Raw genomic sequence first — 21224 nt, 5'->3', positions numbered from 1 at the left:
TTGGAGATGTGATTTTATGCCAATTATTGCTCTATTAGTGTTGAGTTTATTATGGGGATCAACATTTTTTTTTACAAAAATAGTGTTACCTGATTTACACCCAGTATCGATTGTATTTTTCCGTTGTTTATTTGGCGGGATTGCTTTGCTGCCGTTTTTTATATGGAAACGAGATCAACAAGAATTTAAAAAGATACCGATCCTTTTAGGAATTGCTTTATTAAATGCAGGAGTTCCTTGGATATTAATGAGTTATAGCCAACAAGGGTTAGATACTACTATAAGTGCTGTCTTGAATGCAACGGGTCCTATATTTGGATTGCTATTTAGTATTCTTATTTTAAAGGTTAAAATCCGTTGGCAGGAGCTCTTAGGAGTAATCATTGGCTTTACTGGGATTATTATTTCATTTAATTTGGGTGGTGGACCTCAGGTAGGGTTTCAATATAGTAGTGCTGGATTGCTTTTAATTGCAGCATGTTTTTATGCGCTGTCTTCGATTCTAATTACAAAATTTTTAACGCATGTTTCTGTATTTACATTATCTTTTGTTACAATGTTGGTAGGGTGTATATTTGCCGGAATTTTTATGCTATGGGTACAGCCATCAAGCTACCAAGGATTAGGTGATTCAAAAAATTTATTAGCTCTAATCATCCTCGGAGTTTTTAATTCTGGAATTGGAAATGTGATTTTTTTCTATTTAGTAAAAAGCGGAGGACCAGTTTTTGCTTTATTGATAACATTTCTAATGCCAATTACTACTATATTCCTTGGCGTGGCCTTGTTAGATGAATCGCTTGGTAAAGGAACCATTATTGCTTTAATATTTGTATTATCTAGCGTATACGTAACACAAAGAAGGGGAGGAAGAAGGAATGGGAACATTTCAAGAAGTAGTATCCACGCTAATGAAGAATAATTTCTCTGTAGAAAAAGATATATCTATTTTTGTCTTAACGGATCATAGTACAGAAGATTTAGGGAAAAAATTTGCTGATGCATTGAAAAACGATAAATGGAATGTAACTCTACATATTATGGAAGATAGAAGAAAGTCAGGGGAGGAACCCCCAGACGATGCAGCAAATGCTATGCTTTCATATGATTTAGTATTTTGTTTAACGAAACATTCACTCACCCATACGGTCGCACGTAGAAAAGCGAATGAAAGTGGAATTAGTGTCATAACGATGCCTGGTATTACGGAAGATATGTTCCTTCATGGTGCTATGAGTGCCGATTATAGTATTGTGGAAAAGGAAACACTTGAAATGACCGAGAAGTTGGATACTGCACGTTCGGTCACCATCTACACTGGCGTTAATTTTAAACTGGATATCCCAGTTGATGGACGTAGTGGTGTTCCAAGTACAGGAGTATTCCGAAAGAAAGCTGATTCTGGTAATTTACCATCTGGTGAAGCTTTTATAGCACCTGTGGAAGGAAAGGCTGAAGGGAAAATAGAAATTAATGGTTCGATAGCAGGGATTGGGTTATTAAGTTCTCCTGTTGTTTTAACTGTTAAAGAGGGAAAGCTTGTTGCTGCCACTGGTAAAGAGGGAGCATTATTATTGTCTCTATTAGGTGAAGGAGATGGACGAATGCTTGCTGAACTTGGGATAGGAACGAATTACGCTGCACGTATAACCGGAAACATACTAGAAGACGAAAAGGCATATGATACGATTCATGTTGCATTTGGATCTAACCATACATTTGGTGGAACAATTAAAGCTGATGTACATATTGATTGCGTAACTAAAGGGCCAAGAGTTGAGATTCTTACATGAATTGAATTAGAAAATAAACTGCAATTTGTTTAGGTGCCTGACACCTCCCGAATTTTGTTGGTTTTTGTCGAAAGTAGTTTTAAAAATAAATAGCCTTCTCTTCCACCATCCAAACTCCCAAAACCACGCAATTTAGTTGTATTTTTAGAATTTTTGGAGTATATATGAAGATAACTAGTTTGGCTATGGAGTATACAATCACTTAACTGCTATTCCATAATGTAAGGGCCCCTTTAAAGTGGTAGTTTATTTAACTAGTGCAAAAGTAAAACAATATAAAGGAGATTCCTTCTTATGTATAAAAAAGATTATGCACTATTACTCATGCTTGACGAAGAGAGAAATATGACAAAGGCAGCTGAGAAGTTATTTATTTCACAGCCAAATCTAACCTATAAACTAAGACAAATTGAAACATTCTTCAATACGGAAATCTTTATTCGTGATCGATCAGGTCTTATTCCAACCCCAGAAGGTGAACTGATCATCAAGATGGCAAAGGAAAATTTAAGAAATATCGAAACGACTCTCGATGAAATACAACTAATGGAGAAAAGCATTCGTGGTACGATAAAACTCGGCGTAGCTTCTACTTTTGGACAATATATTTTACCGACCATACTGAAGGAATTCCAATCGATTTATCCGGAGGTTAATTTTGAAATAATAACAGGATTAAGCTCGAAAATATTCAAGCACTTCACAGCTGGGGATGTACATATTGCGATTTTAAGAGGTGAACATGTTTGGGAAGAGGAACAGTATTTATTAGTTTCAGAACCTATTAATATCGTATCAAAAACAAAAATAGATTTAGTAGAATTACCTAATCATCCGGGGATTGAATATGAGATGGATAGCTATCTAAAGGGAATTGTAGAGGCATGGTGGAAGGACATATTTACGAAGCCAAGTAAGATATCCATGAGTGTGCACAGCTTAGAAACTGCAAAGGAAATGGCTCGTGTAGGACTTGGATACACCATCTTACCAGGGATCTGCTTAATGAATGAAAAAGAACTAACGATACAAAATCTCTATGACTCTAATCATCAGTTAGTGAAACGCGATACATGGGCATATTGTCGGAAGAAGACATTACATTTTCCTCCTGTCCGAGAGTTTTTAGAATACTTAAAAGAGCACACCTCTGACTTAACATTTGATTACACGAATACATTCTAAAAGGACTCGATTTATACTAGAGCCCTTTTAGAATCCCTCATCTCGCCAAGAACTTAATAGTGATAAAATAACTTTTGAATCGACTCTCTATCAGAATATACAAGTGATGCGAGGGCAAGTAAAATTCGGGCCTTTTGGGGATTTAAGTTATCAGCACTAATTGCTCTTAATTGATCATACGGCTGAATATCAATTACCCTGCCATTCCCAACTCTACTACTTCGCACGACATGCATTCCTTTTTCTACCGCAATTTTTAGTGCTTCCTCTTCAAGCTTGGAAAACCTCCCAGCACCGGTTCCTGCCATAACAATTCCTTGATATTTATTACTTTCCACTATTGTTTTAATGATCTCGCCACTAGCACCAGCATAAGAATAAACAATCTCCACTTTTGGTAGATCATTTATTTCTATTTTTGATAGATCGGAATAGATCGTATGCTTTCGTAAAGGATTACGGTAATATACAACTTCATGTGCTGCATCAATATATCCTAAGCATCCCATTACCCCAGATTGAAAGCCATCGATATCATACGTATCAACCTTTGTTACTTCTCTGGCACTATGAATTTTATTATTAAATGCTACTAGTACCCCTTTTTGATGGGAGTCTGGATGAGCTGCCACTCTAATTGCATGGATTAAATTTAACTGCGCATCAGAACTTATAGCTGTGTAAGGTCGCTGTGAGCCAACAAGAACAATGGGTTTAGAAGTGTTAACCGCTAAATGTAGAAAATATGCTGTCTCTTCTAACGTATTCGTCCCATGAGTGATGACAACTCCATCAAATTCTTTTTCATTTAAATAGTATTCAATATCCTTTTTTAGTTGGATCCAATGTGTACCATTAATTTGTGTACTACTTACATTATCAACAGGCAGTACCTCAATGTTGGCTATGTCCTTTATCTCAGGGATATTTTCCAAGTAAAAATCCCCTTGAATTGAACCGGATGTATAGTCCTTTAAATCTAATCTATTCATTCCCTGTGCAGAAATTGTTCCACCTAACGTAATTAGTAGTATGTTCTTCAATTGTATTCCTCCAGTAAAAGACTGTTCTGCAAAATAGTTAGCAACCAATTTAATTGTTCTTTATGCACTTGCATTTTTTCTCTTGAAGTACCTAAATAATGGTGGGATAACTAACGATAATAAAGATACAATTAATAGAGACATTGCAATTGGTCTTTCAACAAAAATGGATAAGTTACCATTTGAAATAGTAAGTGCCTTTCTAAGTGACTGCTCCATCATATCTCCTAAAATGAATGCTAGGATGAAGGGGGCAGGTGGAATCTTGACTAATTTCATCAAAAATCCAATAACACCAAAGAATAGTAATAAATATAAATCAAATACGTTAAAGCTTAGTGTATAGATTCCAATCACACAGAAAAAGATAACTAAAGAAATTAACATCGGACGTGGTATTAATAATATTTTGGATATATACGGAATTAATGGTAGATTTAAGATTAATAGAAAAATATTTCCGATATACATACTAATAATGATTGCCCAAAACAATGTCGGTTGTTCTGTCATAAGTAATGGTCCTGGCTGAATTCCCATGACAAGAAATGCTCCTAACATGACAGCGGTTGTTCCAGAACCGGGAATACCAAGACTTAACAGCGGTACAAATGCTCCACTAGTTGCGGCATTATTGGCTGTTTCCGGTCCTGCTAGCCCAGCTACCGATCCCTTTCCGAATTCTTCTGGTTTTTTCGCTAGTTTTTTCTCGGATGTGTATCCAATAAAGGAGGCAATCGTTGCACCTGCACCTGGTAAGACACCAATTAGAAATCCAACTAATGATTGTCTAGACATTGGTCCTCTCATTTCTTTAAAGTCCTGCTTTGTTAAACGAAGGGAGCCAATTTTATGCAGTTTTGTTTGCGATTTATTATTCCGATTGATAATTAAGATAGCTACCTCTGCAATCGCAAATAATCCGAGACCGATAACTAAAAATTCAATTCCATCTAATAGATTAATATTTCCAAACGTAAATCGAGGCGTTCCTGTTTGTCCATCAATCCCTACGGTGGCAACCATAAAACCTAATACTCCTGATATTAATGCCTTAGACATGGATCCGTCCGATAGACTTGTAATCGCCATGAGTGCTAGAAGCATTAAGGCAAAATATTCAGCTGGTCCAAAGGCGATTGCGACCGTAGCTAATGCAGGTGCTAAAGACATTAATAAAATAATTCCAACCGTCCCACCTACAAAAGAACAGATAGCTGCAATTGCCAATGCTTTCCCAGCTTTTCCTTGTTGAGCCATTGGATAACCATCAAAAGAAGTTGCAATAGTTCCTTCAATACCAGGAGCATTTAGTAGGATAGAAGATGTTGACCCGCCAAATACAGCTCCATAATATACTCCTGCCATCATAATAAGTGCAAGGTGTATATCCATCCCATAAGAAATTGGAATCATTACACCTATAGCAGTAATTGGACCAAGTCCTGGAATCATCCCAATTAAGGTACCTATTAGGACACCGATTAATACAAATAATATTCCTTCAAGACTTAAAGCTACTTGAAGTCCCTGCGATATGCCATTTAAAATGTCCATTCTTTTCCCCCTAATCTCCTACAAAAATGGTAATATCCCTTTAGGTAATGAAATTTGTAGTAAGTCGAAAATATAATAAAATACAATAGGAGTAGTAATGGAAACAATAACGTTTACCATTGTCTTTTTATACCCTAGAGCAAGGCTACTAACAAATATAAATAAAGTGGATGAAACGATAAATCCAAGTACTTCAAAAAGAATAGCATATAGAATAAAAATTACAGCAATGAAGGTAAGCATCTTTAATGCGCTTTTATCAATCTTAATAGCGCCTTCCTCGTCTTCGCTCTTAGGATCCTTTTCAAAAAATAGAATAATAGACAATATTAAAAGTAACACTCCTAATACATAGGGAACGACATCCGAATCAACAGGTACTAAATCGTACGCAGGTAATCTAATTGCGAAAAACATATATACAATGGATATGACGAAGATAATAGTTGCTGCTAGCTTATTTTTTGATTTTATCAATTAACTTTCCCTCCATTTAAATAAGAGGAATGCATAAGTCATTCCTCTTATTAAGTGAGATTTTATGTTCTTATTCAGTCAGCCCTAGTTCATCTAGGAGTTCTTTCGTAACGTCGAGTTGCTCATCTAAGAATTTCGCAAACTCTTCACTTCCCATAAACATTTCATCCCAACCATATTGTGCTCGGATTTCTTTCCATGCATCATTGTCACTAAGTTCCTTAAAGGCATTTTCATAATATTTTCTTGCCTCTTCATCCATATTAGGTGGTCCAAAGAAACCTCTCCAGTTTACAAATGTCTCATCAATTCCTTGTTCTTTCGCCGTTGGGAAATCAGAGAAAACATCACCTTGAAGTCTTTCTTCGGAAGTCACAGCAAGTACTTTTACATTTCCTGCCCGAACTTGTTCAACTGTTTCTGCAACCCCAGTTGAGAAGACGTCAACACTTCCATTTAGAAGAGCAGTCAATTCTCCACCATCTTGTTCTGAAACATATTTAATATCTTTAACATCTACACCATAAGCTTTCGCAAAACGTACAAACTGTAAATGGTCCATACTTCCAGGGGAAGACGATCCAATTACTGTTATGCTCGAAGGATCCTCTTTCAGATCATCAAATAATTCCGGTAATGTATCCCATTTTGCATCTGCTTTAACGACAAACGCCCCATAATCTGCAATGATGTTTGCAATTGGCGTAAAATCAGTATGGTCATACTCCGATTGTCCACTTAATGGCACATCAATGATTGGTGGAGATGCAACAAATAGGTGATATGGGTCACCATCATAGTTAGCTATATAAGCCCAACCAACTGCTCCTCCGCCACCGGTTTTATTGACTACTCCAATGTTCTGATCAATAATTCCTTCTTCGTCAAATACCTTTGCAGCCATACGAGCTGTTGTATCCCAGCCACCGCCTGCGCCAGATGGTGCTACAATCTCAATGGATTTTTCAGGAGTCCACTCTCCATCGGTTGTTCCACTGCTACTATCACTACATGCACCAAGTATTAATAATATGGTTAATGATATTGCGATAAGAAATAGATTTTTCTTCAAATTGTATATCCCCCTTTAATTTGATAGCGCTCTCATTTTGATTATAGGCAAAGAACCCAGGGGGGTAAAATAGAAATTTTCAATTGAGGACTATCCATATTTTTTATAGTGGTGCCTCTTCGGAAGGTGCCTGACACCTCCCGAAGTTTGTTGGTTTTTGTCGAATGCATTCTTTAAAATAGTATCGTTGATAAATAAACGACTATTGATACAGTAATCATGCTAAATATCGTAGACATTAATACTGTTTGAGCAGCATATTCTGGAGAATTTTTATATTCTAAGGCTAGAAGAGCACTATTTCTAGAGGTTGGAAATGAACTAGCTATAAACAATGCTTGTGCTGTTGTGCCTTCGAGGTTCAAAACAAAAATAATAAGAAGGGCTATTGCTGGCGCAAGGATTAAGCGACCAAATAAACTAAGTATTAATGGTAACGGAAAGCGATTAATTTTTATAAAAGCACTTTGAACTCCTAATGTGATAAGTGCCACTGCCAAAAAGGCATCAGAGATATTGTTAATAGGTACCCAAATAAAACCTGGAATTTTTACATTCAGTGCATGTAGACCAAGACCTAATATAAAGGCATAGATCACCGGATTTTTTAAAAATTCAACAATTGCTTTTAATCTATTATTACTGTCTGCTGAAATCGAATTGAATAAACCGTATGTATAGGTAAGTAGGTTTTGAAATATCATCACCGTAATTTGAATAGAAGCTCCCAGTGGGTTATGACTAAATACAAGTTGACTAACTGGTATTCCAAAATTTCCTGAATTAATCAGTACAACACTATTTTTAAAAACGGAAGTAGTTCCACTATCAAATTTAGCTATCTTTGATATCCATGCACTTAATATCATTAGAACGCCAGATTGTAAGACTAAAAATATGAAAATATATAATAATGTATCGCCTTCGATCTTATTTTCATAGATATTCACAAAACATAATGTAGGCAGAAATAAGTACATATTCAACTTGGATAACGTATTGATATCGAAGTTAAATATTCGGTGAAGGATAGCACCTACACCTATTAAGAAAAAGACAGGTATTATAACATTTACTAGAATTTGAAAGAAAATATCCATATAAACACCTACTCAATATTTTATAAGTACTTTAGTGAATACAAATTTTATTAAACCATAATCTCGTGTTAATTCATAGGTAATAAGCTGACTTATCTGAAAATTTGAGTTTGAACCATAATCTGCCTAGGGACATTAAACCGTACTCGATGTCCCCTTTCTTCTCCCCGTATATGGCCTCATAACAACCTACATCTTCAATTAGAAACAAATTAAACATCGAATAAGAGGGAACCTTCCATCAGATTACCGAATGAAGCGTTTGGCTGTGTTGATGATGTTTGTTTTTCTGATGAATAGGAACTAATTTTTATGGGAATGGTTATAATATCTTAATGATAATCATATATCGTTAATTAACTATATTGATTTATCATAAACCAATAACTATAATGGAGGTGAGGGGAGGATGGATTTTATGAGTGTAGCTGTTCTAGAAGAGACAAAAAAAGACATCCATGAAGCATTTCATAGTAATAATATAGCCAAGATTGAAAAGGAAACGAGTTATATTCTGAATTATTTAATCGTTACAATGAGAGACATTTTTGATGATCGATTAACAGACATTAAGATCAAGCCTGTTGATTACAATCATTCTTATGTCAGTTCACAAAAAAATCTCCAAAAGTTAAATGCTTGGCTAACTGTTTTTGACGAAATAAATAACCCTTGTTCTGACTTCGAATTCGGAAAGTTTAAACACAATCTAGAGTATTGGTACTATGAGATTGGTGGGAAGCAAATCACATTCAACTATCATAAAGATTATCTATTGACTCCAACGGAAGCTGCAAAAGAGCTTGGTGTATCGACAGTAACAATAAACAAATATATAAAACAAGGATTGGAAGAAGTAGATACAAATAGTCATAAAAAGATTCCCAAACATGCGATACAATTATGGAAAGATACATCCTATACAATTAAAGTGAAGGCGTTAGCACAAAAAAGAAAACTACAAAATCAGTCTCCTAAAGAGCGTATTAGTGAAATCAATGAAGAGTTATTAGAGCTACAATTAAAGTATGGAGTGAGAACTTGGCAGGAAGCATTTGGAGATTATAATATCGTTGAAATGGAAGATCGTGCGGATTATTATGATTGGCAAGATTTAGAAGACGAAAAAGAAATGTTGTTGGCAAAGTTGATGGAGGACATTTGACTTGAGCAAAAACCTACAATCTAACATTCACCAATCTATCAAACTCTATCCTGCCGATATTGAAGAAATCACCGATAAATACGCCCATTTATTCAAAACTATGTCAACTTAAGAGAACGTGATTCTATATTTGATAGTTACAAACAGACAAATAATAAACTTTCTATTTTATTTCCGCTGAAAGAACATCCAGTTCATGGAATAACTGGACTAGAGGCATATGAGAAATATAAAGATGGTTTAGTGACAAGGTATCAATATAAATGGAAAATCATCATTCCAAAAAAAGGTAAGCTTTTCAGCCATATATCAGCTTGGGGAAATGATCCTCACAACGATCCAAGTACACCTGAAGAACTTAGAGTTAATACAGAACCACATCATCATCACCATGTACCAGGAGATTGGAGACAACGACAAGATAATTATGATGTTCACACATTAGATGCAGCATTCCAATTTGTAGAAAGATATATAGAAAGTGGAATAGAATACAAGCCATAGACATCTTGTTTAAGCAGGGTGTCTTTTTTTATGGACAAGGGGATAGGCACCATGGCTCTTTCCCGACATCTCATCCCCACTTAGGGCCTCATAACAACTCACATCATCACTTAGAAACGATTCAACATCACATGAAAATCTATGATTAAAATGAAAAATTCATGCAATGATATGCCCCTTTTTCCCAGGTTCGTTCGATTATATAAATGAAAGCAGGAATATTTTTTAAATAATGGACATGGGGACAGGCACCACGTCCCGAAATTATGATATAAAACAGAGAGAATGTTCTTGTGTTTATTAATGGATATAGAGACAAGGATCCTGTCCCTATGTCCCTTTAAGAAGAATATCAGGAACCAATGATATTTGAGCCAGAGCTACTAATATGGATATTGGAAGCAGTAGATTGAGAGAGCTTCATTGAAAATTCTTCTATTTAATTACAGTAAAATAAGTTAGTGAGCGTTGTGACTTTCCCCACGCTCACTTTTTTTGAGTGTAGAATAAACTGTGTAAGTAAGAGAGAGTATATGGTCTTACTACTCAGTTTATTTTTCTATTATCTATTAACATGTAAGTAATCTCTAAATTGCAAATGAATTATTACTTAAATCTAACGTAAGTAAGATAGTTCTAAAAATGGCGGGAAAAAGCCTGTCATTACAGTTACCCCAAGATAATACTGAATATTATATAATTTAAATATAAATTAAATATTGTAATTATTTAATTTATATTGTATGATTGTCTATAATATTTAAATTATACTTAAAAAGAGGCAATGTTAGAAAAAGATACTTAAATGTATCGTGTTTGAAAGAGGAGCTTACTAGTCCAATGAATCCACCAAACGGATGCTCATTTCATCTTCATGTTCAAATGCTGAATAAATAAATTAGGAAGTAATGCTTTATTTACCTCAAGGTGAAAAAGGAAAGTATAGTGTTTTACACTTTCCAATACCGTAATCGTAATTATAGTACAGATACAGATACTCTATTTATGTCAACTACATATGGAGTTTACTATAAATTAATATAAAAAATGAGGAGGAAGTTTAAATGAAGACAATAGGAACAGCTCAGGTAATTCCAGGGGAAAAAACAATGGGGAGTATACAAGCTGGTACTGACATCGATGGTACTCCTTTTCATATACCTGTATTAATCGCATCAGGGGAGAAAGAGGGACCTACTTTTTGGGTCCATGGATGTATTCATGGTGGAGAATATGGAGGAGCAGCATCTATTATCAATTATTTTCATGAATTAGAAATAAGTGAGCTATCAGGTACGTTTGTAGGTGTGCCAGTAACAAATTTACCAGCTTTTAAAGCACGCCACCGTAATTCACCATTAGACGGGGAAAATCTTAATCGAATCTTTCCGGGAAATCCAAATGGAACGTACAGCCATAGGCTAGCACATATATTATTAGAAGTAATGAAAGATTCAGCAGATGTTGTTATAGATCTTCACTCTGGTGGCCTTGATGCTAATGTACCTTTTTATATGATCGTTAAAGATGACCAATCCGATACCGCGAAAGAATCAATGAGAATTGCGAAAAGGATGGGATCAGAGGTTATTTGGCGTGCAAAAGGCGAAGCAGGTACTGGTGGAACTGTTTCAGCAAGTCTTGTACAGGAGAAAATACCTACTGTTACAGTGGAGTGTGGTGGTGGTACCCTTTCTGATGAAGATGAGCGTGATTTTAAAAAAGCTATAAAATATGCCATGCAAGCATGTAATATGCTACCAGGAGAACCACCAGTACAGGAGGAATACACTATTATTGGTAATGCAACGTTCTTTGTTACAAAAGAAGGAGGATTATTTATTCCTGCATGTAAGGTAGGTGACTATCTAAATAAGGGAGACAAAATTGGTTCCATTATGAATTTATATGGTCAGATTGTAGAAGAATTAATTTGTCCTGAGGATAACTCGTACATTGCAGCAGTCGGAAATAAATACTGGCCGACTGAACCAGGACAGTTAATGGCAGAATCTATTCCTGTTGAATCAAGAGAAAAACTATAATCGCATCTCCCCTTTCTATAAAGTGCTTGTAAGTTACCTTTAAATAGGTGAATTACAAGCACTTATTTTTTACCATGCAAATGTTTAAGTATTATTTAATAATAAAATCAAATTCTAAAAAAATTAATAATTATTTATTTTTATAAAATTAGTGTTAAAATTAAAGTGTTATTAAATAATAAATGGTTTAGAGAGAAAAACAAGAGAGTAATATGGGTAAAGTAAGTGAAAGGGATGGTAGTTTATTGTGAATATTGGTATTAAAATTCGGGAATTAAGAACTGAAAAAAATATGTCATTAAAAGAGTTAGCAGAGCTATCAAACTGTACACCAAGTTTTATCAGTCAAATAGAGAGAGATGTTGCTAATCCATCGATAAATACTTTAAAAAAGATTAGTGAAGTCTTACGGGTTCCATTAGTTAGTTTTTTTGAGGAACCAACTCAGCAAAGGGAAGATTTTATTGTTAAAAAAGGTGATAGAATAAAACTTCATAGTCCTTCTGAAAAGTCAGAAGTTTATTTATTAAGTCCAAGTCATATTAAAAAAGATATTGAAATGCATATGATTATCATTGAACCAGGTGGTCGTAGTGATCAACTATATGTTAATGAGACAGAGGAAGTAGGGTACATTCTAGAAGGAGAGTTAACGTTATTACTTGGGGATGAGTCCTATGAAGTAGAAGCAGGTGATAGTATATATTTCCCAGGTAGTCTTCCACACGGATGGGTAAATGAATCAAATGCCAGAGCAGTTACTCTATGGGCGGCTAGTCCTCCAATTATAAATACAGACCAGAAACAAGAGTAGAGAGAGCCTCAAGTTAGATTGAGGCTCTTTTTTTATTTCTAATAATAATTAAAGCAAGGATTGTAGAAAGGTAAAATATAGAAAGCAAAATCAACTTTCTAATCTAATATGTATTATATATTCTTTAAAATTGTTTTTTAATAAATATTTAAAATATACTTGCAATTTAAAATAATATAGTGTAATATTTATTAAAAATTATCATAAAAATCAAGTATTACTTAATTTTATTGAAAATAATTAAATAATACTAAAACTATTTAATCGAGGTGAACAAGTTGGGGAGATTTATTGTCCGTAGGGTATTACAAGCCTTCATTGTATTAATAGGTGCTTCCGCCATAGCTTTTGTCTTATTAAGGATTATTCCGGGAGACCCAGCTTCAATGATGTTATCAGAAAACGCTACAGAAGCAGAAATTGAACAAATGCGTGAAGAGATGGGATTAAATGAACCTATTATTCTTCAATACTTAGAGTATATTAAGCAAATGTTAACCTTTGACTTTGGGGATTCAATCAGTAGGGGCCTTCCATCAATGGAATTGATTCTTTCTCACTTACCTGCAACTATGTATCTTGTTTTCTGGGCTATGATAATTGCTATTGTAATAGGGATTCCATTGGGCTTAATAGCTGCATCACGAAAAAATACCTTCATAGATAGTGTTGTTAGTGTGCTAGCACTATTAGGGCAATCTGTACCAAGTTACTGGCTAGGTATGATGTTAATATTATTCATCGCTGTACAATTAAATCTCCTACCAACTTCAGGTTATGGAACAGGTGCACACGTTATCTTGCCTGCTTTTACTTTAGCAGTTTACCAACTTGCATTAATAGCTAGGTTAATGCGTTCAAGTACATTAGATGTATTGAGCAATGATTACATACGAACTGCACATGCAAAAGGTTTACCAGGTAGGATTGTAATGTTTAAACATGTATTGAAAAATTCATTAATTCCTACCATTACGATGATAGGCTTGCAGACAGGGCAATTGTTAGGTGGAGCTATTATCACAGAATTTATTTTCTCATGGCCAGGCTTAGGGTTCCTTACAGTACAATCTATACAATTTCGAGATTACCCAATGATTCAGTCACTCATCATTATTGCTGCGATTGTGTTTGTGCTAATCAACCTTATTATTGATATTCTGTACGTAATTATTGATAGAAGAATTGTAGTAGATTCATAGAGGAGGTAGTGGTGTAATGAGATTGTTCTTAAGAAGATTGGCCAGAAGAAAGACTGTTCTAGTTGGGTTTCTTTTGCTCATCATAGCTATCATTGTAGCGATACTAGCACCAGTACTGGCGCCCATGGATCCAAACACCCAGAATATAACAGCACGTCTTATGCCACCTGGTTGGGAAAATGCAGAAGGTTTAGTTCACCTTTTAGGAACGGATCAATTAGGGAGAGATGTTTTAAGTCGTTTAATTTATGGGTCACGTATTTCTATCATGGTAGCATTAGGAGCTGTATTTATAGGAGGATTAATAGGACTAATTGTTGGTCTCGTTTCAGGCTATATTGGTGGACGTGTTGATAATCTTTTAATGAGATTAGTAGATATTCAGCTAGCATTTCCCTTTATTCTACTTGCTCTTACTATGGTAGCAGTATTAGGACCAAGCATAATCAATATTGTACTAGTTCTTTCGATTACAAGTTGGATAAGTTATGCAAGGGTAGTTAGAAGCTCCGTATTATCAATAAAAAATTTGGAATACATCGAAGCAACAAAAGCGGCAGGGACAAACACTGTTTCTATACTGACGAGACACATTTTACCAAATATTATTTCACCATTTATCGTTGTGGCAAGTTTTCAAGTTGCCACGTTAATCATAGCAGAATCCTCCTTAAGCTTCTTGGGATTAGGAGTACCATCTAGTATTCCTACATGGGGAGGCATGTTAGCAGATGGAAGAGAATATATGACTGACGCATGGTGGATTGCAATCTTTCCTGGATTAATGTTAATGGTCGTTGCATTAAGTGCTAATTTGTTTGGTGATGGGTTACGAGATGTACTCGATCCAAAATGATTAATTATAGTTGCAATATAAAGATATATAGCAAGTAAACTTTACGAAAGAGGGGGCGTGGGGTAGAGTAACGACTTTTGTTTTGAATAAATATAAACGAGGAGGTATTTCTATGAAGAAAAAATTATTTATTCCGTTTATTTTTTCCCTATTACTTGCAGTACTATTAGTTGCATGTGGTGATGAATCTAATTCCAATGATTCTAATGGAGGAGAGACTGCTGCAACAGACACGCTAATTGTTGGTACTGGTGCAGACCCTACATCGCTCGATCCTCGTAAAACATGGTCAGGACCAGGGTATAGTATTAACTCTCATATTTTTGAGCCGCTAGTGTTTAGAAAAATAGAAGATGGAAAAGTATCAATTGAAGGTATATTAGCAGAGTCCTTTGAAAACGTGGATGATTTAACTTGGAAGTTTACTATAAGAGAAGGTGTTACATTCCATAATGGAGAGCCTTTAACTGCTGAATCAGTTAAATTTACCTTTGAATCTATACTGGATCCTTCATTTAATACACCAATGACCATATGGTTGAGTGAAATCGATGAAATTACAACAGAAGGTGACTATGTTCTTTACATTAAAACGAAAACACCTACTCGTGGATTGCTTAGTTCTTTGACTCAAGTTCCTATAGTAGAACCAAATGCGGTGAAAGATTTAGGGGATCGTTTTAATGTAGAGCCTGTAGGGACAGGTCCTTATCAGGTTGTAGAGTATGTTGCTAATAATAATGTTAAGCTAACTAGATTTGACGATTATTGGGGAGAAAAAGGTGTGACAGAGAATATTGAGTTTCGTATCATGCCTGAGAATGCTGTCCGTTTAGCAGCTCTTCAGCGAGGAGACATACACATTGCAGAAAATATTTCAGCGGATAAAGTAAATACAGTATCTGATGATCCGAATCTAGAAATGCACATTACTGAAACATTACGTGTTAACATGTTTGTTGCTAATTACGCCAATGAATGGATGGCTAAGCAAGAATTTAGAGATGCAATCTCTTTAGCAATTGATCGACAAGCACTAGTAGATAACATCCTTGGTGGAAATACTATTGCTGGTTCATCGGTTTCCCCACCAGGTACTATTGGATTCGAGGATAGTTTATCAATTCCAGAAGCAGATGTTGAAAAGGCCAAAGCTTTACTAGATGAAATTGGTTATGATGGTTCAGTGATAAAAATGGGTGGACCTGTCGGCCGTTATGCAATGGACCAACAAATAGTCGAAGCAACAGCAGGGATGCTAGAAGCTGCAGGAATAAATGTTGAACTTGAAACGCTAGAGTTTAGTTCCTACGTTCCAAAGATGGATGAATTGGCATATGACATTTATTACATTGGTGTTGCTGACTTGACAATTGACCCACTAACACATTGGAAAGGATATTATTACTCTGATACTGCAGAAGGTGGATACTCCAATTCAGAAGTAGATGCTTTGATGGATGAAGCAATTAAAACCATGGATGATGAAGAAGCAATAGAGTTATTTAAGCAAATACAAAAGATATTATATGAAGAAAAACCAACTTTCCCTCTATATTATGAACCTCATATGGTAGGGGTAAGAAAAGGAGTACAAGGGTTTGCCCCGCGATTAGATGAGTACATCATCGTACGGGATGCATTTTACAAAAAATAACTGATAGGAGGAGAAATATGAATAAAATTGGAACAGCGCAAATTCTACCTGGGGAAAAGACAGAGGGATATATACAATTTGGAAGTGATATAGATGGTTCACCGTTTCAAATCCCTGTTCTAATAGCCACGGGAAAGGAAGATGGACCAGTTGTTTGGGTGCAAGGTTGTATCCATGGAGATGAATTTGGGGGTGCTGCATCTATCATTCGCTTTTTTCAGGAGTTAAATGTAGATAGTCTAAAAGGAACATTTATTGGGGTCCCAGTTGTGAATCTACCATCTTATAAAGACCGTAGTCGCATTTCTCCATTGGATGGCGCAAATTTAAATCGTGTATTTCCAGGAGATCCAAATGGTACGTATAGTTTGAGGTTGGCTGATAAAATACAAGAATTGATCATTAATCATGCAGATTACCTATTTGATTTACATTCAGGAGGAATTGCTCTTTATTGCCCATTTTTTACAATTTGTAAAGGTGGAGATAGTGAAGCTGCCAAGAAATCCCGCTGGTTATCTGAACGTATGGGAACAAAGATTGTATGGGTAACCGATTCAACCAACTCTGTTAATGGGACGGTTACAGACTATGTGATGAATGCTGGCATTCCAACGGTTACCGTAGAGGTTGGTGGCGGAGTAGTCACGGAAGAACACGAGGAACTATTTAAAACGTCGATTAAAAATGGAATGAAAGCATTAGAGATGTTAGATGGGGACCCAGTTGAATTTGACGAATATGAAGTATATACAAAAGGTGATTTTATATTCTCGCCTGCTGGTGGATTGTTTGTTCCTGCTTGTGAAGCTGGTTCGAAATTAAATAAGGGTGACTTAATTGGTACGATTATTAATTTACATGGTGAAGTACTAGAAGAAATTCGTTGTAAGGAAGACAATTCTTTTCTAGCTGCTACTGGCCATCGCTATTGGCCAACTGAGATGGGGAGACTAATAGCAGAAACATATTCTTAAACTGTTAGTCTACTTAAAGATGGAAGGGAAATCTAGTGTTTATTACTAGATTTCCCGAAAATTATCATTAGGAGGTATTCAATTAATGAAAGTTGGTACAGTTGAAGTTATAAAGGGTGAAAAAAAGAAAGGGTATATTCAAGTAGGGACAGATACAGATGGCAGTCCATTTCTCATCCCTGTATTAGTAGCTGCAGGACAAGAAGATGGACCAACTCTATGGGTGCATGGCTGTATCCATGGTGAAGAGTATGGTGGTGCGGCTTCTATTATTCGGTACTTTCAAGAGTTAGATACTAATAGTTTAAAAGGAACATTTGTTGGGGTTCCAGTTGTCAATCTTCCTTCTTTTAAAGATAGGAATCGCATTTCGCCGTTAGACGGTGCCAACTTAAATCGTATTTTTCCTGGAGACCCAAACGGTTCATATAGTCATAGATTAGCTTATGAGTTAATTCAAGTTATCCGTGAAACGGCAGATGTGGTTCTTGATTTCCATTCAGGTGGAATCGGAGCAGAGGTACCATACTATGTCATTATTGATGATGATAAAACGGAAACAGCTTTAAAATCAATGGATTTAGCAAAGAAATTAGGGTCGAAATTTATTTGGCGCTCTGAAGGAGAATCAGGAACTGGAGGTACTATCACTGCAAGTGTGATGGATTTAAACATCCCTACTGTTACTGTTGAATGTGGTGGCGGAAACGTAACGGAACAACATGAAGAGCTTTTTAAGAAATCCATCAAGTACGCTATGCAAGCTTATGAAATGATTCCTGGTGAACCACCGAAACTGGATGAATATTTGATTGTTGGGAATGCCTCCTTTGTTTTTACAAAAGAAGGTGGGTTATTCGTTCCAGAGTGCAATGTTGGAGATATTCTAAATAAAGGTGATAAAATTGGATCAATTATGAACCTATTTGGGAAGGTTGTGGAGGAAATATATTGTCCTGAAGATAATTCATATATTGCAGCACTTGGTCACCGCTATTGGCCAACTGAACCAGGACAATTAATTACAGAGTCCATGCCGATTGAATCAAGGGGGAAATAATCCTATGTCTGATGAAACACTTGTAGTAAAAGATTTAACTGTTTCTTTCTCAACAGAAAATGGAAAATTAACAGCAGTTAGCAACGCTACATTTTCAATTAATCAAGGAGAAACTGTATGTATTGTTGGAGAATCCGGTTCAGGAAAAAGTGTTACATCACTTAGTATTATGGGATTGTTACCGAAACAAATCAGTACTGTTGAGACAGGTGAAATATTGTTAAACGGAGAGAATCTATTAGAAAAGTCTTCTAAAGAGATGCGTAATATCCGTGGGCAAGAAATGGCAATGATATTCCAAGAGCCTATGACTTCGTTGAATCCTGTGTATACCATTGGAGATCAAGTATCAGAAGGTCTGCGTTATCATAGGAAGATGAGTAAAAAAGAGGCACTAAAATATGCTGTTAAAGCATTAGAGAAAGTTGGAATACCATCCCCTCAACAAAGGATTCATGAATATCCACATCAATTATCAGGTGGTATGAGACAGAGGGTTATGATTGCAATGGCACTTTCTTGTAATCCAAGGTTGCTTATAGCAGATGAACCAACAACTGCACTTGATGTAACGATACAAGCCCAAGTTCTAGAGGTAATGAAGGAATTAAAAAAAGATACCAATATGTCTATTCTATTTATAACACATGATCTTGGAGTAGTTGCGGATGTTGCGGATCGGGTCGTAGTTATGTATGCTGGTGCTGTTGTTGAGGAAGCAGATGTATGGCAAATTTTTGAGGAACCATTGCATCCTTATACACTCGGTTTATTAGAAGCTATGCCCTCGGTCGATGGTGCAATTGAACGAATGAAAACTATAGAGGGTACAATTCCAAATGCTACAAATTTGCCAAAAGGGTGTCGCTTTCATCCGCGTTGTCCTTTTGCTACTGATTTGTGTAAAGAAACGGAACCGACATTAGAAATAATTGATGAGAGTAGGAAAGTAGCATGTTGGAATTATAAAGAGCTAAAAAAGAAAGAGGTGATTTAATTGCTTGCTGAAGAAAAGGTAGTAATTCCGGAAGATGAAAAAACTCTAATAGAAATAAAGGATTTAAAAAAATACTTTTCGGTAAGTAGATCTTTCTTTAAAAGCTCAGGTCAAGAAGTTAAAGCAATTGATGGGATTTCTTTCAATATAAGAGAAGGAGAAACAATAGGGGTAGTTGGAGAATCAGGTTGTGGTAAGTCTACATTGGGTAGAAATATTATAAGACTACAAAAACCTACTTCAGGTAATATCGTTTTTGATGGTCAGGATATTACTAATCTCAGCGATGGGAAACTAAAAAGTTTTAGAAGACAAATGCAAATTGTTTTTCAAGATCCATACGCCTCATTGAACCCTAAGTTAAAGATAGGTGAAATTGTTGGTGAACCGTTGAGAGTAAATAAAGCTGGTTCGTCAGCCGAAAGAAAGGATAAAGTTGAATCTTTATTAGAACGTGTTGGATTAGAAACACATTACTATTCCAAGTATCCACATGAGTTCTCAGGAGGACAAAGACAAAGAATCGGAATAGCTCGTGCTTTAACCATTAATCCAAAATTTGTAGTTTGTGATGAACCTGTATCTGCTCTAGATGTATCAGTGCAATCTCAAGTTGTTAATTTGCTCCAAGATTTACAAGAAGAGTATCAGTTAACATATATGTTTATATCTCATGATTTATCGGTGGTACGTCATATTAGCGATCGTGTAGCTGTTATGTACCTCGGCAAAATTGTAGAGTTGGGTGATACAAAAGATATATATGAAAATCCAGCCCACCCTTATACAAGAGCGCTATTATCAGCAATTCCAGTACCTAATCCAAGGGAGCAGCGCCAAAGAGAACGTATTATTTTAAAAGGCGACTTACCAAGTCCTATAAATCCCCCAAAAGGTTGCCGATTCAGTACAAGATGTCCGTTAGCAACAGATTTATGTCGGGAAGTGGAGCCAGAACTTGAGAGTAAAGTAAATAAGCAATTAGTTGCTTGTCACTACGCATATGAATTTTAGCAATAAGGGAAGCATAAATATACCCAAAAAGGTAGGCATCAATAATAAAGCAATTAGCATGGTATGAGTTCGATACTTAACAGGACTCATACCATTTAATTGACACTAACTGGGTTTATGATTTTAACTTAAATTAGATAATACTGGCCTCCACCACCAACAAACACTCCCTTCGTTCTACCCCCATCAACAAACACCACGCCGTCCGCTGCACTTGTTTTTCAATCACAAAATGGGATACGTCCACAGTTAAAAGTTTGAACATGGGGACGGTACTTATGCTACATATAGGTTTAAATTCTTTCTGCAAATAAAGAAAAAAGTAACCTTCTTCCAATCAATAAAGCTTAGAATAGGTTACTTCTTCTTAATAATGATTTAATTTTTGGTCAGTTAGGGAGGAATAGATTCTTTCCTTAATTCTCATCATTTAAAGCATTTAAAGAGACTGATTGAAGCGCAAGAAGAACGAAATCGCTTTGCGATGGCTCAAAACCTAAAAACCCAAACCCATAATAATGTAATGAAGATTCATAAATAATACACAAAAAAAGAAAAAGTATGCTCTATTTTATGGTGTTGTTTTATCGCCAAACAAAACAACCAAATAGAAAGGCATACTTTTTCTATGAAAATTATACCACGTATTATAAGAAAAATATATCCACAAATTTTCAAGGCAACCAGAGCTCCTCCTCTATTAATT

19 protein-coding genes are annotated in these 21224 nt (G+C 35.7%); 14 read left to right on the top strand and 5 right to left on the bottom strand.

Features of this window, described 5'->3' with window-relative positions:
- Nucleotides 1-16: 16 nt before the first annotated feature.
- From IEV35_RS18760 to IEV35_RS18750, 3 genes are all read left to right on the top strand, one after another.
- A complete protein-coding gene (locus IEV35_RS18760) occupies nucleotides 17-922 on the top strand; it encodes a DMT family transporter (RefSeq protein ID WP_188386191.1) in 906 nt (301 codons plus the stop codon).
- Entirely contained in the window at nucleotides 879-1793 is a 915-nt protein-coding gene (locus IEV35_RS18755; RefSeq protein WP_188386190.1) for an aminopeptidase, read from the top strand. The genes IEV35_RS18760 and IEV35_RS18755 overlap by 44 nt, the downstream gene beginning before the upstream one ends.
- A gap of 294 nt (nucleotides 1794-2087) precedes the next feature.
- Nucleotides 2088-2978, top strand: coding sequence for a LysR family transcriptional regulator (locus IEV35_RS18750; RefSeq protein WP_188386189.1), 891 nt, complete (start codon nucleotides 2088-2090; stop codon nucleotides 2976-2978).
- A gap of 53 nt (nucleotides 2979-3031) precedes the next feature.
- Here IEV35_RS18750 and IEV35_RS18745 read toward each other — a convergent pair whose 3' ends face one another.
- From IEV35_RS18745 to IEV35_RS18725, 5 genes are all read right to left on the bottom strand, one after another.
- Nucleotides 3032-4021 carry an asparaginase gene (locus IEV35_RS18745; RefSeq protein ID WP_229740811.1) on the bottom strand — a complete coding sequence of 330 codons (990 nt, stop codon included), beginning with the start codon at nucleotides 4019-4021 and terminating at the stop codon, nucleotides 3032-3034.
- A gap of 60 nt (nucleotides 4022-4081) precedes the next feature.
- Nucleotides 4082-5578, bottom strand: a complete 1497-nt coding sequence (locus IEV35_RS18740; RefSeq protein WP_188386187.1) for a tripartite tricarboxylate transporter permease — start codon at nucleotides 5576-5578, stop codon at nucleotides 4082-4084.
- A gap of 18 nt (nucleotides 5579-5596) precedes the next feature.
- A complete protein-coding gene (locus IEV35_RS18735; protein WP_188386186.1) occupies nucleotides 5597-6055 on the bottom strand; it encodes a tripartite tricarboxylate transporter TctB family protein in 459 nt (152 codons plus the stop codon).
- 70 nt (nucleotides 6056-6125) lie between these two features.
- A complete protein-coding gene (locus tag IEV35_RS18730; RefSeq protein ID WP_188386185.1) occupies nucleotides 6126-7127 on the bottom strand; it encodes a Bug family tripartite tricarboxylate transporter substrate binding protein in 1002 nt (333 codons plus the stop codon).
- Between the two features lie 173 nt (nucleotides 7128-7300).
- The gene (locus IEV35_RS18725; RefSeq protein WP_188386184.1) at nucleotides 7301-8227 is read right to left on the bottom strand and encodes an AEC family transporter; all 927 of its coding nucleotides are present in this window, start codon (nucleotides 8225-8227) and stop codon (nucleotides 7301-7303) included.
- 418 nt (nucleotides 8228-8645) lie between these two features.
- On the opposite strand from IEV35_RS18725, the gene IEV35_RS18720 reads away from it, so the two are divergent.
- The 11 genes from IEV35_RS18720 to IEV35_RS18670 all read left to right on the top strand — a co-directional run bounded on the left by IEV35_RS18720 (nucleotide 8646) and on the right by IEV35_RS18670 (nucleotide 20518).
- Nucleotides 8646-9392 carry a helix-turn-helix domain-containing protein gene (locus IEV35_RS18720; RefSeq protein ID WP_188386183.1) on the top strand — a complete coding sequence of 249 codons (747 nt, stop codon included), beginning with the start codon at nucleotides 8646-8648 and terminating at the stop codon, nucleotides 9390-9392.
- A gap of 243 nt (nucleotides 9393-9635) precedes the next feature.
- Nucleotides 9636-9896, top strand: a complete 261-nt coding sequence (locus IEV35_RS20255; protein WP_229740810.1) for a DUF6516 family protein — start codon at nucleotides 9636-9638, stop codon at nucleotides 9894-9896.
- Between the two features lie 1064 nt (nucleotides 9897-10960).
- Complete coding sequence (locus IEV35_RS18710; RefSeq protein WP_188386182.1) at nucleotides 10961-11941, top strand: succinylglutamate desuccinylase/aspartoacylase family protein; 981 nt, start codon at nucleotides 10961-10963, stop codon at nucleotides 11939-11941.
- Between the two features lie 247 nt (nucleotides 11942-12188).
- The gene (locus tag IEV35_RS18705; protein WP_188386181.1) at nucleotides 12189-12755 is read left to right on the top strand and encodes a helix-turn-helix domain-containing protein; all 567 of its coding nucleotides are present in this window, start codon (nucleotides 12189-12191) and stop codon (nucleotides 12753-12755) included.
- A gap of 278 nt (nucleotides 12756-13033) precedes the next feature.
- Nucleotides 13034-13957, top strand: a complete 924-nt coding sequence (locus IEV35_RS18700) for an ABC transporter permease (protein WP_188386180.1) — start codon at nucleotides 13034-13036, stop codon at nucleotides 13955-13957.
- A 16-nt stretch (nucleotides 13958-13973) separates the two neighbouring features.
- Complete coding sequence (locus tag IEV35_RS18695; protein ID WP_188386179.1) at nucleotides 13974-14813, top strand: ABC transporter permease; 840 nt, start codon at nucleotides 13974-13976, stop codon at nucleotides 14811-14813.
- 112 nt (nucleotides 14814-14925) lie between these two features.
- The gene (locus tag IEV35_RS18690) at nucleotides 14926-16470 is read left to right on the top strand and encodes an ABC transporter substrate-binding protein (protein WP_188386178.1); all 1545 of its coding nucleotides are present in this window, start codon (nucleotides 14926-14928) and stop codon (nucleotides 16468-16470) included.
- A gap of 17 nt (nucleotides 16471-16487) precedes the next feature.
- On the top strand, nucleotides 16488-17447 hold the full coding sequence (locus IEV35_RS18685; protein ID WP_188386177.1) for a succinylglutamate desuccinylase/aspartoacylase family protein: 960 nt from the start codon (nucleotides 16488-16490) through the stop codon (nucleotides 17445-17447).
- Nucleotides 17448-17532: 85 nt separating this feature from the next.
- Nucleotides 17533-18507, top strand: coding sequence for a succinylglutamate desuccinylase/aspartoacylase family protein (locus IEV35_RS18680; RefSeq protein ID WP_188386176.1), 975 nt, complete (start codon nucleotides 17533-17535; stop codon nucleotides 18505-18507).
- A gap of 4 nt (nucleotides 18508-18511) precedes the next feature.
- On the top strand, nucleotides 18512-19504 hold the full coding sequence (locus IEV35_RS18675) for an ABC transporter ATP-binding protein (protein WP_188386175.1): 993 nt from the start codon (nucleotides 18512-18514) through the stop codon (nucleotides 19502-19504).
- Entirely contained in the window at nucleotides 19505-20518 is a 1014-nt protein-coding gene (locus IEV35_RS18670) for an ABC transporter ATP-binding protein (protein ID WP_188386174.1), read from the top strand.
- Nucleotides 20519-21224: the final 706 nt, after the last annotated feature.

Origin of the sequence: Ornithinibacillus halotolerans, from assembly GCF_014637405.1 — a bacterium.
GTDB lineage: Bacteria > Bacillota > Bacilli > Bacillales > Amphibacillaceae > Ornithinibacillus > Ornithinibacillus halotolerans.
Note: the sequence above shows the minus strand (reverse complement) of the source record. Positions and strands in the feature narration are given on the sequence as shown.

Bases quoted from the DNA above. Each gene is read 5' to 3' on its own strand.
- IEV35_RS18760 (WP_188386191.1), top strand. From the start codon at position 17: ATGCCAATTATTGCTCTATTAGTGTTGAGTTTATTATGGGGATCAACA.
- IEV35_RS18755 (WP_188386190.1), top strand. From the start codon at position 879: ATGGGAACATTTCAAGAAGTAGTATCCACGCTAATGAAGAATAATTTC.
- IEV35_RS18750 (WP_188386189.1), top strand. From the start codon at position 2,088: ATGTATAAAAAAGATTATGCACTATTACTCATGCTTGACGAAGAGAGA.
- IEV35_RS18740 (WP_188386187.1), bottom strand. From the start codon at position 5,578: ATGGACATTTTAAATGGCATATCGCAGGGACTTCAAGTAGCTTTAAGT.
- IEV35_RS18725 (WP_188386184.1), bottom strand. From the start codon at position 8,227: ATGGATATTTTCTTTCAAATTCTAGTAAATGTTATAATACCTGTCTTT.
- IEV35_RS18720 (WP_188386183.1), top strand. From the start codon at position 8,646: ATGAGTGTAGCTGTTCTAGAAGAGACAAAAAAAGACATCCATGAAGCA.
- IEV35_RS18710 (WP_188386182.1), top strand. From the start codon at position 10,961: ATGAAGACAATAGGAACAGCTCAGGTAATTCCAGGGGAAAAAACAATG.
- IEV35_RS18695 (WP_188386179.1), top strand. From the start codon at position 13,974: ATGAGATTGTTCTTAAGAAGATTGGCCAGAAGAAAGACTGTTCTAGTT.
- IEV35_RS18690 (WP_188386178.1), top strand. From the start codon at position 14,926: ATGAAGAAAAAATTATTTATTCCGTTTATTTTTTCCCTATTACTTGCA.
- IEV35_RS18685 (WP_188386177.1), top strand. From the start codon at position 16,488: ATGAATAAAATTGGAACAGCGCAAATTCTACCTGGGGAAAAGACAGAG.
- IEV35_RS18680 (WP_188386176.1), top strand. From the start codon at position 17,533: ATGAAAGTTGGTACAGTTGAAGTTATAAAGGGTGAAAAAAAGAAAGGG.
- IEV35_RS18675 (WP_188386175.1), top strand. From the start codon at position 18,512: ATGTCTGATGAAACACTTGTAGTAAAAGATTTAACTGTTTCTTTCTCA.